The organism is Microbulbifer variabilis, assembly GCF_020524905.1.
Classification (GTDB): domain Bacteria; phylum Pseudomonadota; class Gammaproteobacteria; order Pseudomonadales; family Cellvibrionaceae; genus Microbulbifer; species Microbulbifer variabilis_A.
In genome coordinates this window covers 532,871-551,289 of the sequence record NZ_JAIVKI010000001.1, presented here as the reverse complement: position 1 = coordinate 551,289, position 18,419 = coordinate 532,871, and the positions used below count along the sequence as shown (strand labels likewise).

Annotated in this window: 12 protein-coding genes, 1 tRNA gene and 1 pseudogene; 8 read left to right on the top strand and 6 right to left on the bottom strand. The window is 44.0% G+C overall.

Translation table 11 applies throughout. From position 1 onward, the window contains the following. Nucleotides 1-198: 198 nt before the first annotated feature. A complete protein-coding gene (locus LC073_RS02275) occupies nt 199-1,575 on the bottom strand; it encodes an MFS transporter (protein ID WP_226642960.1) in 1,377 nt (458 codons plus the stop codon). A 956-nt stretch (nt 1,576-2,531) separates the two neighbouring features. Here LC073_RS02275 and LC073_RS02270 point away from each other — a divergent pair. Further along, nucleotides 2,532-3,755: a hypothetical protein gene (locus LC073_RS02270; RefSeq protein ID WP_226642958.1), complete on the top strand. Its 1,224-nt coding sequence runs from the start codon at nt 2,532-2,534 to the stop codon at nt 3,753-3,755. Between the two features lie 169 nt (nt 3,756-3,924). Here LC073_RS02270 and LC073_RS02265 read toward each other — a convergent pair whose 3' ends face one another. Continuing rightward, nucleotides 3,925-6,327 (bottom strand): chitinase, encoded by a 2,403-nt coding sequence (locus LC073_RS02265; RefSeq protein WP_226642956.1) that lies wholly within the window; start codon nt 6,325-6,327, stop codon nt 3,925-3,927. A gap of 731 nt (nt 6,328-7,058) precedes the next feature. On the opposite strand from LC073_RS02265, the gene LC073_RS02260 reads away from it, so the two are divergent. From LC073_RS02260 to LC073_RS02250, 3 genes are all read left to right on the top strand, one after another. Beyond that, nucleotides 7,059-7,256, top strand: coding sequence for a hypothetical protein (locus LC073_RS02260; protein WP_226642954.1), 198 nt, complete (start codon nt 7,059-7,061; stop codon nt 7,254-7,256). 452 nt (nt 7,257-7,708) lie between these two features. Next, nucleotides 7,709-8,149 (top strand): helix-turn-helix domain-containing protein, encoded by a 441-nt coding sequence (locus LC073_RS02255; protein ID WP_226642953.1) that lies wholly within the window; start codon nt 7,709-7,711, stop codon nt 8,147-8,149. A gap of 400 nt (nt 8,150-8,549) precedes the next feature. Beyond that, on the top strand, nt 8,550-9,611 hold the full coding sequence (locus LC073_RS02250) for an FAD-dependent oxidoreductase (protein ID WP_264190310.1): 1,062 nt from the start codon (nt 8,550-8,552) through the stop codon (nt 9,609-9,611). A gap of 28 nt (nt 9,612-9,639) precedes the next feature. Here LC073_RS02250 and cueO read toward each other — a convergent pair whose 3' ends face one another. Next, nucleotides 9,640-11,211 carry a multicopper oxidase CueO gene (cueO, locus tag LC073_RS02245; RefSeq protein ID WP_226642951.1) on the bottom strand — a complete coding sequence of 524 codons (1,572 nt, stop codon included), beginning with the start codon at nt 11,209-11,211 and terminating at the stop codon, nt 9,640-9,642. A 495-nt stretch (nt 11,212-11,706) separates the two neighbouring features. On the opposite strand from cueO, the gene LC073_RS02240 reads away from it, so the two are divergent. From LC073_RS02240 to LC073_RS02225, 4 genes are all read left to right on the top strand, one after another. Further along, on the top strand, nt 11,707-12,210 hold the full coding sequence (locus LC073_RS02240) for an endonuclease V (RefSeq protein WP_226642949.1): 504 nt from the start codon (nt 11,707-11,709) through the stop codon (nt 12,208-12,210). Between the two features lie 912 nt (nt 12,211-13,122). After that, on the top strand, nt 13,123-14,478 hold the full coding sequence (locus tag LC073_RS02235) for a hypothetical protein (protein WP_226642947.1): 1,356 nt from the start codon (nt 13,123-13,125) through the stop codon (nt 14,476-14,478). Between the two features lie 452 nt (nt 14,479-14,930). Then, complete coding sequence (locus tag LC073_RS02230; protein ID WP_226642945.1) at nt 14,931-16,181, top strand: alpha/beta hydrolase; 1,251 nt, start codon at nt 14,931-14,933, stop codon at nt 16,179-16,181. Nucleotides 16,182-16,493: 312 nt separating this feature from the next. Then, complete coding sequence (locus LC073_RS02225; RefSeq protein ID WP_226642943.1) at nt 16,494-16,682, top strand: transposase; 189 nt, start codon at nt 16,494-16,496, stop codon at nt 16,680-16,682. Between the two features lie 825 nt (nt 16,683-17,507). Here LC073_RS02225 and LC073_RS21885 read toward each other — a convergent pair. From LC073_RS21885 to secG, 3 genes and pseudogenes are all read right to left on the bottom strand, one after another. Next, nucleotides 17,508-17,612: pseudogene (locus tag LC073_RS21885) on the bottom strand (hypothetical protein); the annotation flags it as partial. 237 nt (nt 17,613-17,849) lie between these two features. Beyond that, nucleotides 17,850-17,935: transfer RNA gene (locus LC073_RS02215), tRNA-Leu, on the bottom strand. Nucleotides 17,936-17,942: 7 nt separating this feature from the next. Continuing rightward, nucleotides 17,943-18,383 (bottom strand): preprotein translocase subunit SecG, encoded by a 441-nt coding sequence (gene secG, locus LC073_RS02210; RefSeq protein WP_226642940.1) that lies wholly within the window; start codon nt 18,381-18,383, stop codon nt 17,943-17,945. Nucleotides 18,384-18,419 lie beyond the last annotated feature (36 nt).

The window sequence follows — 18,419 nt, the reverse complement described above, 5'->3', positions numbered from 1 at the left end:
AAATTTATAACCCTATCTAAAGGTAGGATATTCCGCACCCTATTAACTTAAAGCTGAACTTTAGGTTAAATTAAATTGAGCCGTAAAAAATTGAGCCGCAAGCTTTTCTTATTGGAAAAACAAACATCAATTATCGAGAAAACAAATAAGCATTGAAATTTAGTCAAAGGAAAACACCCAGAACAGAGAGTTTCATCTCTAACCGATGCGCGCTCCGCGCACAAACAAGATGCACACCAGCAGCGCCAACAACGCTAGATAACCATTTACTATAAACGCACGATCAATGCCCGCAGATAAGCTCGAAGCCAGGGCTACAATGGTCGTATTCATCGCGAGACCAATCGCCCCACCAATAATCTGAAACATAAAAACCAACGCTGCGGCAAGGCTGGCCCTGTCAGGGCCAACCGTGGTAACGGCAGCTGTTGTGATTGTAGGAAAAAATAGTCCCAGTCCAATCCCAAGCGATATCAGACCCGGCACCAAGTGAATATAGTGTGTATGTTCCAGCAAGCTCGAAAGCAAGAACATCCCACCCCCAAGAAAGATGGCCGCAGCAGACAAGATCACTTTTGCCCCCAGCAGGGCATAGAGCCTACCGGCAATATAGGAAACAATTCCATAAGTAATCATAACCGGTAGTAACCCGGCACCAGACCAGACAGCGGAAAACATTAACTCTTTTATCAAAAACTGAGGTACATAGAGCAACATTGAGACAAAAATAACGGATAGTAAAAGCGTTACAAAGCCCACGGTAAGAAAGTGCCAATTAGTTGCCACATCCGCGGGAATAAGTGGGTTACGCTCAGTATGAGCCTCTGCCCAGGCGAATAGGCAAAACCCAAGCACAGAAATGATAAGAAGCCCAACAATCAAAGAACTCCCCAACCCCATTTCCACGACAAGATCCAGTGCTAACAATAGTGCCAGCAAGCAAATAGACAGGAAAATTATTCCTACATAATCCACCTGATCGTCGGCATTCTCAGGACTGTCATCATCAATCACTCGCCAGCTTATCAGCATTGCCAACAGCGCAATGGGAAAATTGATAAAAAATATCCAGCGCCAACTTAGAAAATCGGTCAGAAAACCTCCCAACAATGGCCCCACCGAATTAGCAAACCCGCACACGGTCATTATCAAACCTCCAGCTTGCCCAGCCCTATTCTCCGGCATTATCTGGTAAGTCATTCCAAGAATTGCCGGCCACATTAAGGCCCCACCCACCCCCATCAATGCTCGGCTGCCCAGCAACATCCAGTTATTGACCGCAAAGCCCCCCAATAGGGAAAAAAAAATAAAAATACTGGTACCAATAAAAAAGAGTCGACGGCGCCCAAACATATCCGCCAGGCGACCACCGGTTACAATCAGTACCCCAAAGACTAAGGCATAGCCATTGATCACCCACTGCATCGTGGAGATATCTGTATGAAAGTGCTTCTGCATAGCCGGTATTGCCACAGAAAAGGCGGTAAAGTCATTGGCAATCAGAAATATTGCGAAGGTCAATGCGGTTAATGCAACGACCTGCTTTCGGGAAAGGGCATCTTTTGCCACAGCCATAAATACTCCAACCTGTCGATACCTGGATGCAACACCTGGATGCAACACCTGGATGCAACGGCCCCCTTTATTCACAATTTTAGGAGTCAATCATTCTTGGTTACGGATAATAAATGCAATTGGTAATGGTGGGCTCTGAGTGAAAAATGAGAGTTTAGTCCTATATTGCCAGGAAAGATTTCCCATAAGCCAGGTTGCCTATCAACAACTCAGAAGATCAGTAAACTTTACTCCTAGGATTTCCGCACTTCTCTCTCATACCGGCCTCTCAATTTATCGTCAACACTTATCAATGTAAACGAAGTGAAACAGGCAAATGTTACCTAACACAAATAGGCTTATCCTCACAGAGTAACGAGTATAGGACTATAGAAAAGCAGTAAATTTACCCAAAATCATTTAAGTGCAGACACTCAAAAATACTAGATTTACAGTCATTAACGTAGTGAATATTAATTATACAAGATGGGAAGGGTAAAATTCACTTCGTTGTAAAAATCCGCCAGCGACCGGCAACCAGGTAGAGACAAGTAGTAATGCCATTAACAATGGCTTGGAAAGGGTTCTATGTGCAGTTTGGAAACTTATCCTCCATTCAGAGCCGATCCAATGCAGTAAACCGACTTCGGCGCCAGGCATAGGCGGAAAGTAGTAGCCAGCGCTTGAAGTCGGACTTTTTATTAAGAAGCCATTGGTAAACAGCGTTTTTTTACCAATACAAGTTAAGAAAAAATACACTCGCAGCCAGACCCAACAGTTCAAATAAAACCAAGCACAGTACACCTTCCCTGCCAACTCCTAAATTCCTCATGAAAATAATGGCGGAGACGCAACCATCCCCCATAAAGCAAGATCTAAGATTTACTGAATGCCCCATCAATCTTGGGGCATTTAATAGCTGATTTTCTTCCGGGATTTAGCATTACCCAGAGATCTTTGCAGTAAAGGAGCATCTCATGAAAATCTCCCCTCTTATCACCACTTCACTGGTTATCGCTATCAGTGGGGGGGCTCTCGCAGACAATAACTTTGTTATCCTCAATCAATTTGGTTTTGGAAATAATGCCACCGCTAATAATGGCGACTCCGATGTCAGCAACAGTTTGATTATACAGACTCAGATTGGGATAAATAACACCGTAGATGCCCTGCAAATTGATGGCACCAACGAAAGTGTTATCAGCCAAACGCAAATAGGCGTGGCCAACAACAGCGAGGCCGCCCAGGAAAACACCACCACTAGCAGCATCAGCACCCTACAAACTGGAGACAATAATCAGGTTAATGCCGGCCAGGGAACGACAACTGAAAGCAGCAATTCAGTGCTTCAGTTGGGAGCAGCTAATAATGCCAATGCGCAGCAAGTCATTGTCGCTATCAGTAGCCAGCAGATACAGCAGATAGGTGAGCAGAATACGGCGGGATTCCTACAGGAAAATACCAGTGACAGCAGCGGCATCCTCCGTCAGTTTGGTAGTTCCAACAGCGCCAATATCCTGCAATTCTTAAGTTTAGAGAGCGGTGCCGATATTTTGCAGGTAGGCTCGGAGAACAGCAGCCGGGTGGACCAGTTGGATAGCACTTTCGTGGTGGGCTCGATCACCCAACTTGGCAGTAACAACTTCGCAAAAATTTCCCAACTTGATGCAAACATAGATACCTCCAGAATAGTACAGACAGGCTCGCAAAATTCTGCAGAAACCAGCCAAAGAGTGAGCAGATCCAACTCGGTTACTATCAGCCAGTTTGGAATACTTAACTCGGCCACCAGCAACCAAAATTTCTCCAGGGGTGGCAGCATTGATATTAACCAAGTCGGGGCCGATAACAGCACAATGACAAACCAGAACGTCCTGGTAGGTAGTGCCTTTATCGGTCAAGCCGGCAGCCAAAATGAGATCACTTCCAATCAGCTGGGTATTGATGTGCGTTTTTCCGCTTTCCAGGCGGGAGAGGGTAATAGCTTTACACTGCAACAAAATGGCAGCCTACTTACCACTACCTCCGTACAGGTCGGCAGCTTGAATACTGCAGAGATCACCCAAAGTGGGTTGCGCAACAATCTGGTGTTACTGCAAATCGGCAGCGCCAATTTTAATCAAGCCACACAGGCAGGAACTGATGTTAACTCTTTTATAACTCAAATCGGCAATGGCAATACTCTGCATATTTTACAGTAAGTGAATCAATGTAATTTTGACAGCATTGACTCTATGAGTTATCCACAGGCGGAAAAACGGAAGAGCACGAGAAAAGTGTATAAAAAGGTGACCCGGCGCTAGGGATGGTGCCGGGTCACTCTGCATGTGGGTAAGGCTTTGACAGGGGCGTTAACACACCCCCTTGGTTTTAATTTTGATAGTCGATTGTCATATCAAAGTTGCCTTCCACACACTTGGCATAGTCGCCTTCATTCAGTGCTGAGTAGGCCGTTTGGTAGTTCACCAGCTGACAGGCGAAACTCTCATTATTGGGGTTATCGGCAGACCAGCCCCAATCTTTATCCCAGTAGATATTCAAGGAGGCAGCACCGCCGGTCTCGAACTGGCCCATATTGGCACACCCCAACTCTTCATCTGCGGGAATATCCACCCCCAGATACTCGGTGAAGCTCTGGTAGTAATCTATACGATTCTGAGAGCGGGAGTCCTCCGAACCCTTACTACACTCAATAGCACCGTTCACAATATTGGTGGTCACACCAAAACCGGAGGTCAGGTTATTGGCCTGGTCAACACTATTGGGTTCCCAGGTGCCATCAACCACATGCAGCATGCTCGGTTTGGGAGGCTGTGGATATACGAAGAAGAAGATGGCACTGGCTAAGTTCAACCAGGTATCCGCAACCAACTCCGGGTTCTCCAACAGGGTGTAAATATCACCATACATGGCCTGAGAAAAAGGACCGTAATTATAGTTCCAGCTCAACTGCTTAGCGCCGCGACCAAAGTAACTCTTGTAGCCACCATCGGCATTGATGGCGCAGGGCCATACATCTGCCGCCCAGCTACTGCTGGATTCACAGGCACCATAGCCACCAGAGGTCTCCTCGGTCCAGCCGATTTCGCGAATCCAATAAAGACCCTGGCGCCATTCCGGCTCATCCCAGGCCGCTGCATGAGCACCGGTTTCCTGGCCGAAGTGGGCAAACATCACCGCCAGCGCCTTGCGGCAGATAGCATCGGAATCACGGCCATCGGTGTACTCACCACAGAAGGCTGGAAACTTGGCCACCGCGCGCAGGAAATTGGTGTAGGTATATTCATCGGCCCGCAGCGGGAACAGATAGTTCCAAGTGTCCTCGGAAATAATGCTTTCAACACGCTGCACGTTTTCCGGGTTGGCATTGCGGCCGGGCTGAACCGCTTCCACAAGGGTATTATCACGGGTCTCAACGGTCTGCTTAACCTCTTGCAAAAGCGAATCGGTGGTGCGGGCACTCTCCTCCCCCTCCAGTTCACTCAGACCCATTACATGGCCACTGGCCGAGGCACAACCGGTTTGGTTAATGCTCACTTCCGCAACATCACTGGCCGCTGAGGAATCGGTAGCCGTCAACTGGAAGGTGTAAGTCACATTGCTGTACACCTCAGGCAGGACCGCCTGGGTGGAACTACCCACGTAGTTGGAGAGCTTGATGGAGGGGCCACCGGTCTGGCTCCAGATATAGCTCATGCCACTGCCGCCGGTCGATTCTGAACCATCCAGGGTGATACTGCCGGAACAACCCACACTATTGGCGGAAGCAGAGATCGCCGCATTTACTGCGCCACCGGAGTTGTCGTTATCGGTGGAATCGTCATCATCGCCAATATCAACAGCAAAATTCTGCACAGTAATCTGTGCCTCTTCAGTGGTATCGCCATCACTCACAATCAGGCTGAAGACATAGCTCACATCATAGGTTGTAGCCGGTAGAGTCACAGAAGTGGAGGCGCTGGTAACAGAGTCAATACTCGCTACCGGGGAGCTCGGGGAGAGCTGTGCCCAGCTGTAGCTTAGTGTGTTATCGCCACCCGATGCACTCGCACTAAGCTGAACCGTGCCGCCACCAGTCAGCTGCGATTGCGAGGTAGATACGCTTAGAGAGATCGGCGTGGTGCCTGAATCTCCGTCATTGTTGTCGTCTGTATCATCATCGTCGTCGTTGTCATTGTTTCCGCCATCGGCACAACCATCGGCCTCTTTGAGGATCCAAGGGGAGTCCCACGTATTTTGTGCGATCAATGCATCAGAGGGTAAGTCGTTCCCGTTCGCCCACCACTGAGCAAGGAAAACATCACCGGCATAGCAAACTTCACTGCCCTTGCGGTAGCTTTGTCCGGATTGATATGTGGCAACATCACTGGAGCCGGTGCTACCAGAGCCACCCGTACTACCGGAATTGCCAGAGTCTGAGCCAGAACTATCGCTATCGTTGTTATTACCGGAATCACCGTTGTCGGCATTATCGTCGGAATCGCCAGTGTTACTACTATCACCCGAGTCCCCGCCGGAGCCATCACAAACCCCCATTTCCTCCAAAACCCAAGGGGAATCCCAGGTGTTTTGCACAGTCAGCGCCTCCGCTGGACGCTGTTCAGCAGTAGCCCACCACTGGGCTTTAAAAAGATCACCGCCGTAACAGACCTGGCTGCCCCCCCGGTAGTGTTGGCCTTCCACATAGTCTTCAGCAGGCTGATCGGCAGCTGCTCCCTGGGCACCAATCATCAGTGCCGAAGCAATGGCAGTGCGAATAAAAAGGTGGTTCATAGAATCTCCGCTATTCGTTTTTAGGCTTCTATTAAAAACGTTGATATACGTGATGAGGTGGCAACCGGCTGGTGTTAGTACAGGAACAATGAATTAAGAATTCTCTGATAAAATCTACAACGGGTTATCAATAAAGATGTGACCCTAGCGTCTAATTATTTCAATCGATCTTTATTTACTGACAGGAATAATATCCCCACCTCTGTGCTCACTCTTATTTAGAGACGAACAGCTGAGACAGATAATATTTTTCAACAAATACTTAAAATTGTTCTGTGCCCTTAGCCAATGCCCCATACAAGCACTGCAGATTCGATTGAGCCACAATGGAATGGTTCCCAAATTTAAAAACACTTCTTTACAGAACGGAACGCTAAAAAAAACAAAAGTACCCCATAAGACTCCAGTTAAAGAAATTTAATACCATTAAAAAGCAATAAAACCCGATCCGCCTACAAGCTTTTTCAATAAAAATAGAAATTTAATTTAAAAAAATAAATTGAGGGCCAAGAAAGCCGGTGATCCCAATAGAGAAAATCTCTTAAATTGGATCGAGTGCAACACCTCTTCCATATTTCTTCCATATTTATGGTTTAACAGCTGGCGCCAAAAGCCAGTTTGCGGCGTGTAAGACAAAGAACCGTGCAAGCTCTATCCAAGAACAATTCCGAACATTCTCATTCAGCTCATCGAGCGAGCACATCGAGGGAAGAACCAACAAAAGGGACTTTATGACTGGAAAAGAAAAAAGGTCCTCAGTATTAGCCTACATCAATGATGCTGTATTTCAGCAAAACAAACACTCAGATATATATCTCTTATTAAAGCTCGCTAAATGTAAAAGATCTGAAAAACTCCAATTACAAACGCCAAAGAAAACCTGCTTTGATTCAACAAAGTTTAACTCAACAGAAAGAAGTGAAAATTAATTAACAATCAAGTAGATAAATCAATATCAATCAGCCTCTAATACTCATTGAGAAACCTGATTTAGAGGAAGTAAAAATAGGAGTGTACGATAGAAAAATTGTTCATCCCTCAGGCCAATCCCGGCAGGTGCTTGGAGAAAATCTATTGATAATTCCCATATCCCCATCCTTGGATATCTCCATACCTAGTAAATATTAATAATTTTCAAAAAATGGATATGACTTTAACAACAATACGTTTCCACGACTAAAAATATTTTTAATGCAGGCTTTAGCTTTTTACTGATTGGTCATTAACCTACCTGAGATACTAGGGCAAAGGAAAGTGTCTTCACCGTCACTTCACAAATCATTCTCTATATTTCCATCCGATAAGACATCGCATTAAAGACTTGCCAGGGAGAGCAGCGAAAACTAGGATACGACTTCTAGTTTACTTTAGGTTGTTACAGATGAGTGATACACCGGAAATAGATATTCGCCAAGTGTCGAAGCTTAGCGGGCTTCCCTCTTCTACCCTTAGATATTATGAAGAGAAGGGCCTGATTCAGTCCATCAGCAGACGAGGCATCGCCAGAGTTTTTCACACCAGTGTACTTGAGCAGCTCTCATTGATCGCCCTAGCACGCAATGCTGGCTTCTCTCTTGACGAAATTGCCTGCATGTTCACTTATAGCGACAAACCCAATATCGACCGGGACCAGTTACTCCAAAAGGTCGATGCTTTGGATAAAAATATCCAGCGCCTAGAAGCCATGCGCGATGGCTTTAGACATATAGCCAATTGCCCAGAAGTCAACCAGTTGGAGTGCTCTAACCTCCAAAATCTTGTGAAGAGAGCAATGACACTGCAATATGAAGAAGAGCATACGGGGAAGTCTGCAGCTGAGTAAAAAAGACGGGGACAAAATACAACCCTACAATATCCATCGCTGTATCTTTAATCAACTTCACCCCTTAACCTATTTACTGTATTGCTAGAGAATCGGAAAAAAGAGCAAAACTCTGATACTGAGGTTTTATTCGATTGTGTCCCCTCAGGGTATTCCCCTTCTAAGATCCCCCCTGATTGGGTATTTACAGTCACAAAATATTGATATAGGCATTCATTAGAGCCCATCAATAGAAATTCCGCTCCATTTCAACGCCAATTGACCGAAAAAATTATTTTAGTCAATTTATTGTTGATTTTATGAATACAGCCCAGTCAATCGCAAGAATAGATTAAGCTACAGTTACCACTCTTAATTGCTGTACTATTGTTGTAAGTAAGAGAGAAACCATCTGGTTTATATGAAGGTACTAATTGTCGGTGCAGGACCTACCGGTCTTACTCTTGCCGTGGAATTAGCGCGCCGGAAAATATTCGCCAAGATTATAGATAAACGCGATAGCGCTTCGACGTTTAGCAGGGCTGTTGGTATTACCTCTAAAAGTTTGGAATTACTATCCCCCTCAGGAGTATCCAAAAAATTGATTGAAGAGGGCGTGCCCATTCAAAAAGCTTGCATCTACCGAGGTAGTCACCTTGCCTTGACAGTGCCGCTATATTCTGGCTCCTCTTATTTCCCTACTATCTTGGGGCTACCTCAAGACCGTACCGAAACTATCCTAGCTGATTCACTGGCTTCAATGGGTGTGCAGGTCGATTATGAACTCGCACTCAATACCTTCCGTGAAGAAACGCAATCCGTTGTAGCTCAGTTTTCTGATAACGAGGAGGAGAACTTCGATCTTATTATCGGCGCCGATGGCGTTCATAGCACAGTTCGACAAAATGCCAATATCCCCTACCCCGGATTCGACTTAAAGGAACTCTGGTCTATAGCCGATGTAGAGGTAGATGATTGGCCTCATCCACAAACATTTACACTAGCGCAGATTAAGTCCGGTATTGTGGTGGTTTCAGTGCCTATCGGCAAAAACCGTTACCGCTTTGTAGCTAGCTGTGAAAAAGCATTAGAGGCATTTCCCCTTCCTCTTAAAATCCACAAGATACGACGAGAGGGGGTTTTCAAAATCTCTATCCGACAGGCAAGGAGCTACTCCAAGGGAAGAATACATCTTGCAGGCGATGCAGCACACTGCCACTCTCCTGTTGGGGGCCGAGGAATGAACCTGGGGATTGCGGATTCGGCCGAGTTAGCCAAGTGTATCTCTGAAGGTAATCTGGATAGATATTCGGTACTTCGTCACCGGGAGGATAGGAAGGTCATCGATATCACTGAACGTGGAAGAAAAATAGTCACCGGTCAATCATTTCTCGAAAAAATTGAATTTAGTGCTCTATTGGCCGCGGCCAATCATCTGCCTTTTATCAAAAGAAAGCTGAGCAGGTTTATGGTAGAGTTTTAATAAGAGGATATTCCCAAGTTATTTCAACTCATGTCACACTGAATTCTGTCATCATGCCAGAATCTTCATGCTCGAGAACATGACAGTGCACCATGTAGGGCATATCTGGCATTGCCTCTAAAGGAAAACGAACATAAATTTCCGCACTACCAGCATTGGATATGGGGACCGTATCTTTCCAGCCACGCATATACGGAGGCGGTGTGGCATCATTAAACTTGATTAAGCGAAACTGGCATCCATGAATATGTACAGGGTGCAGCATTGTGTCGCTGCCTTCAGAAATACGCCAGCGTAAATCCTTGTTGATCGGGGCCTTAAAGCCCGGCTCAGTAAAAGAGAAAGAAACCCCACTGACTGCATTGGCTGTCAGTTGGGCTTTCAGAGGCAACGCCGGTGCCTCAGTTATTAATTTCAGAACCTTAGCTACCACCACTGGATCAGTTTTTCCTGAGTCAACCATTTTCTCCAGGCCTGTAGCATCAATCAGCTTATCGGAGATCTTCCGACGGTTCATCTGCATAACCAACTGCTGACTGACCGGCGGCAATGTTGCAGGTATTTCTGGCATTGATACCAACTGCTCAGGCAGGGTTCCCTGCCCCTCCGAATTACCAGGCAAGACACTGAGAAACACCACTGGTCCATCGAATGGAGGCAGGCGCATAACCTGTTGTGGCACCGGCAAGGTTAAAAAATCGAAGGGCTGGCCATTACGGGCATCCACCATCACCTCATAGCGCTCCCCAGCAGCAATTGGTAACTCTTTCACCTCTACCGGCTCCGGTAAAAAACCGCCATCTGTGGCAATCACATATAAGGGCCGCCGATCACTAGTGGTAAGCCGGTAGTTTCGACCATTTGAGCCATCCAGGATTCTGAAACGCAGCCACCCTTTAGGAGGTTTAACGACTGGATTGATCACGCCATTAGTGAGTAGTTGGTCACCGCAATAACCGGCGGCAACAGTAATTTCATTAAAGCGATGAAAGAAGCTGCCATCTTTATTGAAGCGTCGATCCTGGATAATCACCGGGATATCATCCACTCCCCAGCGCTTAGGTAGTGGCAACGCATCACTATTTTCATCATCGATAATAATAAGCCCTGCCAACCCCTTGAGTACAAGCTCAGCAGTAGTGGGATAGAGGTGGGGATGAAACCAAAGTGTCGCCGCCTGCTGGATAATAGGCAGTTTTGCAGTCCAAGTCTGACCTGGCTTGATGGGCATATAGGGACCACCATCGGCATGGCCAGGGACAATCAGACCATGCCAGTGGGCCGTCACATTCTGAGTCAGTAGATTATGTACACTAGCGATCACCGTTTCACCCTTATGGAAGCGCAAAGCCGGTCCCAAAAAGGGCCCATTAAATCCATAGGTTGGCGTTGTCATTCCCTTCAGGAAATTCTGTGTGGCCGACTTGGCCACTAGATCGATTTTACCCGACGAATCTGCTCTCAATTCAGGGGGAATTGGCAGCATGGGCCTTGTAGAAGAGTTTGCGGTGCTGGTGGATTGGGCTTTCGTATGGGCACCAGTCAATAGAGAAGCCGCCAAGGTTCCTAAACAGAAATCCCGACGCGATAAACGAGACACGAATAACCCCTCCTTGTAACTGCAGCATTGGCTGTTCGAACTTTTGTAGCGCTACCTGAACCATCTAATTACAGTACCTGCACCACGCCCTAAGGCAGCATAGACCTTAAAAGTCGACCGGTGGAATGAAAAATGAAATCAAAGCGCCAGATACTGTAAATGGCAAATGAACAGGGAGCACTACATACGTGACTTTAAAAGGGGCAGCTAATCAAGGAAAGAGTAAAAGGTTAGATGGTGAACGATATATACGCCAAAGAGTAATTCCCTAAAGAGTTTAAATCCGGAAAAACTGAACAAGCTGAATATACGGTGCCTATACAAATATAGGAGTTACATCTCACCAAGAGACGCATAAACAGAATATCATTATGGCTATTTCCTGAACTTTAGATTACTGTGTCATAGATTTAATTATGTATTATCAGGGCTTATTTATCAGCGTAGATACCGTTTTTATCTAGCTAAGCCCAATTGAACTTTTGGAGTAAAGCTATGATTCTTGCTATCGATGTGGACTACCGAGGAAAAGAAGCCATTGCTTCTGCTATTAGCTTTAACCACTGGCATGATCAGCACCCCACCGCAGTTTATCATAGCAAAATTGCAGAAATTGCTGAGTATGAGCCTGGTGCATTTTATAAGCGAGAACTGCCTTGTATTCTAACCCTGATCCAGGAGCACCAACTGAAACCAAATATCATTATCATCGATGGATTTGTCTCTCTTGGAGAAGAGTGTAGGCCCGGCCTGGGTATGTATTTATTTGAGGTTTTAAACAAGAAGATACCAATTATTGGTGTAGCAAAAAAACCATTTCTAGGAACTCCCAAGGAATCAGAAATTCTTCGCGGCAACAGTCTTACACCGCTATACATCTCCAGTGTCGCAATAACGCGCGAAGCTGCGCAATCTAATATTATCAGCATGCATGGCAAATATCGTATCCCCACACTGCTAAAGTTTGTAGATAGTGCCTGCCGACAAGCGGACCTCTAATTAATGGAGGTAACTTTAATCCAGCTTTGTTGTTTGCTACTCAATCCAGATAGTCTAACTCAGATTTATCAATCTCCTTTACTTATTATCGCAATAAACATCAGGCACTGCTAAAAGCTTAATTTCCCTCACAGCTCAAACGAGGGAAATAAATACCCATAAATATGCATTGTAATTAGGTTCTCTGAACTAGAGATTAATACTACAAACAAATGCCTTGATACCTGTTACATATTCTGCTCTTTACCAGATGAAATAACCACATAACCTAGTGGATTATGCAAAATCCATTTTTAGATATCATGTGGGTTTTCTTCGAGCCGAAACATCTAGTTACTTAGCTAATCAGATAGCCCCATATCGATACAATCTAGCTTTAATAAATGGGAAATTCTTCCCACATATCAAACTATATATGCTATCAGCACTGATAGAAAAAACTTCGATCACAAATTAAGAAAAGTTAACAAGTCTCACATTAAGAAGCATCTAGCAATCCAGAGTGTGACACATAAAAAAACCTAAAGAAGGATTCAACTGCCAATCAACAATCCCTTAGAGTTTTTTGACATTCCATTATTCAAATTAAAGAAACCGGAGTCATTGGGTGGCTTCGTAAAAATGGATGACAGCACAACACTTTCTTCTCATATATTTAGTACTTCTTTCTTATGGCGTAACATCTGACCTTTACTGATACTTTATGAGAAGTTTTACCCATAGGTATGAAGTGGACTCAAAGTGAAGAATCTATTCACACGATATTCAGTTATTCAGTAGGAACATGTAGTCATTCAGCAAATAGCCTCTATCGCTTTTATTTTTATAATCTGCTAACTAAGGTCAATCATTCGCGAAAGCCAATCTAGGGCACTGTCGATTTCTTAGATTTACGTAGTAAAGGAGTCACTAATGAATCCCTACATCAATCTTATTGCAGGGGTGATTATTTCCCTCAGTGCCACAGCACTTGCGGATGACATTTCTATTCCCCAGACTCAATTAGAATTGAACAACAATCTAAATGGCAAGCAATTAGAGTTGAGGATCAACAATGCTATCGAGAATATCCAGATAGGCCAAAATAATAGAGCCAATATCAAGCAAAATTCTGAAACCATAGATAGCAGCATTCAATCGACCCAAATTGGCCTGAAAAACCAGTCTAAAATTTCCCAGACTGGCGCAACATCATCATCTATTTTAAATCAGCAGTTTGGTAGTGCTAACAAAGTATTTTCAAGCCAGAACATCAGTCTCACTAGCACAATAACTATATTACAGATGGGCAACAAAAACTCTTCTAAAGTTATTCAAAATTCAGGGAAAGATAATATCATTGAGAACATTCAGGAAGGAGGTGACAATGTATTTATCGCCAAACAAGAATCTAGTATTTCTAGTACTATAACTGCGCACCAATATGGTAACCAACATAAGATTACTGTACGAGAAGCTGAAACAACTTCTTCTAGTGCCACATATATACTTCAATATAATAAAGAAAATTTTTCCTCTATAAATTTGGCTGATGTTAATAATAGCAGGATTGAAATCCTTCAGGATGGCAGTAAGAATCTTACAAAGATATCACAATCTCTGTCCGCTAATAGTAGAACAAAAATCCAGCAGTTTGAAATATCCAACTACGCACAGATCAATCAGGACAAAAGCTTTTTTAGCAGTATTACGCTGTTACAAAGAGGAGAGGCAAACCGAGCCTCAGTTGTACAGGCTGGAACTTACAATGCCATTGAGCTGTATCAGGGAGGAAAAGATAGCTATGCCTTTCTAGAGCAGGATTCCGATCAAAGCACTATGGATATTCAACAATTCAGGTCAGGTAATCAGATTACCGCCAGCCAACTCACCACGGAGCTAAGTACACTAGAATCTAGCCAATTTGGCTCCAACAATATATTCACAGTGAATCAGAGAGGCCTCTATATCAATATCTCCAACGAACAGATAGGCAAGAAAAATATTACAGAAATTGAACAGACTGGAGAATATCTTAGTATTTTCACTCACCAAGCAGGCTCAGACAATATTGCCAATTTTGTTCAGACAGGGGAAGACCTGAGCATCTCTGCTAGTCAGATTGGTGACCGAAATGATCTCTCTATTATCCAGAAAGGGATTTCAAATTATATAGAAAGCATACAAATCGGAAATAAAAATAGGCAAGAAATAGTGCAATCCAGCCAAAATAATTACATCGCGGTTACTCAGGTTGGCCAAGGCAATACCAGTGTTATATGGCAATGACTTATCTTCATAAGGCTACAGAATGCTTTAACACCCCGCTTCAATATAAATAAAAACATATATCAAAAATCAACACACACCTTTAATCAACTCCAATATTTTATGGTAGAAATTTCCTTCGATCAACTGATTAGGATTCATCAAAAAAAGCCAATGCAGATTTTTAAATTACCAATACATCTTCCAACTTGCCAATTTAACTTGTTGCTATATTTTTATTATTCACATTCAACAAAAATGAAACAATCACTTTGCTACCGGACTAAATATATATAATATACTCTCGATAGTTATACCAATATAAATTAGCTTTACTTTTATAGATTTCAAGAGACTTACTAAACCGAATGAATTAATCACCCCAAACTTGACAAGGTCTTTTCTTAATCTGTCATGAACTGGTTTGATTCAAATATAATACAAAATTTATCAACCTTAGATGGTAGTCAAAAATGTCACTTAGAATTTTCATCCTATGCTTCCTTCTCGCAACAAGCAGATTACTTATCGCCTCTCCCTTACTACCTGGCGAACGTTTAACAATCGAGTCAAAAATTCTTTCAGAAAACAGAGAACTCCAAGTTTTATTGCCTGAAAAATATCTTGAAAATCCCGACTTTAGCTATCCGGTTATTTATCTATTAGATGGTGATTATAATTTCCGCAGCGTCTCTGGAATATTAGAGTTCCTAGGCAATAAGGGTGAAATGATTCCCGATGTTATTTTGGTTGGTATTGCAGATCGTGGAACAGCGAGCTACAGACATTATATGACCCCCAGTGAACTACCTTCCATAAGCATGGAGGGGCAAAATGGTAATGCCGATGATTTTAGGAGTTTTATAGAAAAAGAAGTCAAACCCCTAATTCATAAACGCTACCGAGCATCAACAAATTCCATCTTGGTTGGACAATCCGTAGGAGGCTTATTTGTCTTGGATTACTATCTGGAAGCCCCCAATGCCTTCGATCATTATATAGCAATCAGCCCAGCTGTTTGGTATAGCGAAAATGGCATCATTAAAAAAGCAAAAGAAAAATTGAAAAATGATCGCATGAATAGTCGACTTTCTCTATCGGTTGCTGATGAAATGCAAATGGGGCAATACGGTTTCATACACCAACTAGATATGTTACCACCAGGATCAGCGGACTGGAGCTTCAGGCACTACCCTGAAGAAAGTCACAACTCCATTGGGCCCATCAGTTTACGCAATTCGCTTAAAGAGATCTTTGCGGGCTGGTACCTACCAGAAAATTCCAGCTCAAGCTTACAAGATCCAGAATCACTGGTTAAGTATTACCAGAGTAAGATGGAAGAATTTTCACTACGGCAATCCATTCCCAGCGCTAGCGTAAAAGCGGCAATTCGTTTTTTTTATCGACAAGAACAGACTGATAAAATTGATGAATTTATGGATAAAATTCGTGATCAACTACCTCAATCCGAGAAGGCATTTCTGCTTATGTGGGTTGATTACACAGCGCACTTCGATACTGCAGAAAACGGTATAAAGTTATTAAAGAAGTATGAGGGAAAATATCGGCATTCACTTGACTTCAACAAAACACTCGCCGATCTCTATGAAAAGCATGGAAATAAATCTATGGCTCGTAAATATTACCAAGAAGCCAGATCAATTGCCCAATCCCAAGATGCTGAGCAGTGGCAAATCAATATTTTGGAAAGTAAACTTCTGTAAAAACTTAGTGCAGAAACCATATAATTGACTATAAGTAAGTACGATAGAAAAGTTCCGGAGCATCTTTGATACGTTATTTCTGAGAGCGAAAGCTCTCAGAAATAATAAATAGGCACAGAAACTTATTAAGGAACCTCTGAATAATTCCCAGTCAATTTGGTAGTATTTGGCTATCCGTCAAGGATAGGATAGATCATGCACCAAGTCACCTTTGCCGAAGCAGAATACAACCTCAAGCGTCGTATAACTCGCCGAGAGAAGTTTCTTTCTCAGATGAATGCCCTCACCCCTGGCAGCGACTAGAAGCTCAAAATGAAGATGCATATCGGTACAGATGACACCCTCGCACTCATACATAGTCTCGACACAACAGCCGCTAACCAACACGACATTACTGCAACAGGCAAATTGCTGCATGGTAAAGAGAAGCGAGTTTGGGGGGATTCTGGCTACATGGGTGCAGAAAAGCGAGAAGAGCTTAAATCTAAAGATGTGGAGTGACATATTGTAGAGAAGCATAGTCGCCTGAAGCATCGCCCGTGCCAAACTGAGTTACGAAAGGTAGAAAAAATAAAGGCGCAGGTTAGGGCAAAAGTAGATTACCCATTCCGATATATAAAATATCTTCGAGAATGGCAAAGTACGCTATCGAGGTTTAGAAAAAAACACTCAGCGCTTATTTCTGCTGGCTGGCTTTACCAACTTACTAATTGGGAAAAAGTATCTGCTGACCTAGGGTTAGTGTGTCTTAAATTCGCCAAATGCGGATCTAAGGCAGAAAGAATGGCGATAACTATGTATAGAAAGTAGGGTTTCGCGTAAAAAATAGGCACTTTTAGCTATAGGAAGCCTGATGCAAGGCTAAAGGCTGATTTTTCAGAGCATCCTTAGCAGTGAATTTGCTGTGATACATTACATCTGAGGACGCAAGGCCTCAGAAAACGATAGATATTAATTCTTAGCAAATAACTAAAATCTATTCTGCATAATTGAGTATTAGCAGTTAGGATATATCAAGAAATTTCCCCGCTTAAGCGGGGAACACAGAGAATATCGAGAGATACTTTCTATCGCTACAAGGAAGCTGTTTCAAGTGTCGGCGTGGACGCCCTCTTTGAAAAGAGTTGACGGGTACCCAACCATTGGCATGATCCTCTGTCGAAGCTCCTTTCTGGTGGTACCACCAATCTTCAGCAACAGCAGCAAAACTCCTGTCAATATTGACTCTGACTTACTGATTCTCAATTCGCCTTTGTGCTGAGGGGTCGGGGCCCACCTCTAGCAGCTGCTTTGCTTCAGCTACTTTTTACCTCGCCTGCTTAAGACTTACAGAGGGGTAAACCCCGAGGCCAACTTCTTTTGCTTTCCTTTGAATCGATATTTAAGCCGCCAATACTTGGAGCCAGTAGGTTTGATCAACAGGAGCAGTTCCTGTCCCTCCGTAAGTCACCGATCTTTGTCGCTTGGTTTGGCCTATTTGATTTGAGAATCTGTCAGAGCCATGGTGGTGCTACCAGTTTCTAAATTGAACTAGGTAGCACCAAATGTGGCGCCAAATAGCACCGGATGACAACGAATGAGAGCGGAGGGCTGTATACCCTCCAGATAGCAAAAAGCCCGGCTTTACCGGGCTTTCTGGATGATTCCGAACTTCTTCGGATCTTGATGTGGTGCCCAGGGCGGGACTTGAACCCGCACGAGCATAGCTCACTACCCCCTCAAGATAGCGTGTCTACCAATTCCACCACCTGGGCTAAAACTTTACTGTTGTTCCTCTGAGTCACTATTCTGACCAGCGGCTGGATCTTGAGATTCGCCGCTTTCTGCTGGAGCCTGAGGAACATCACCGGCTTCCAAATCTTCTTCAAGTTGCGGTATATCGCTTTCGGCTTCTGGCAACTCATTGGCTGGGCCAACTTGCTCTTCTGCAGCAGGTACTTGCGGCAGGTTTGCGTCGATGTTGGTATCTGAGTTTTGGTGAGCCAGGAAGGCCAACCCCAAACTGGTGACGAAGAATACCGTAGCAAAAATTGCTGTCAAGCGGGAAAAGAAATTTCCGCCACCCTGACTGCCAAAAACTGTCTGAGATGCACCCGCACCAAAGGAGGCACCAGCCTCGGCACCCTTACCTTGCTGTATCAAAATCAGGCCGATGATTATCAGAGCGACCACAACGTGTACAATTAAAACAACATTTTCCATTTTCTGGAAACTCTCTGCCGGGGTTATACTAACCCG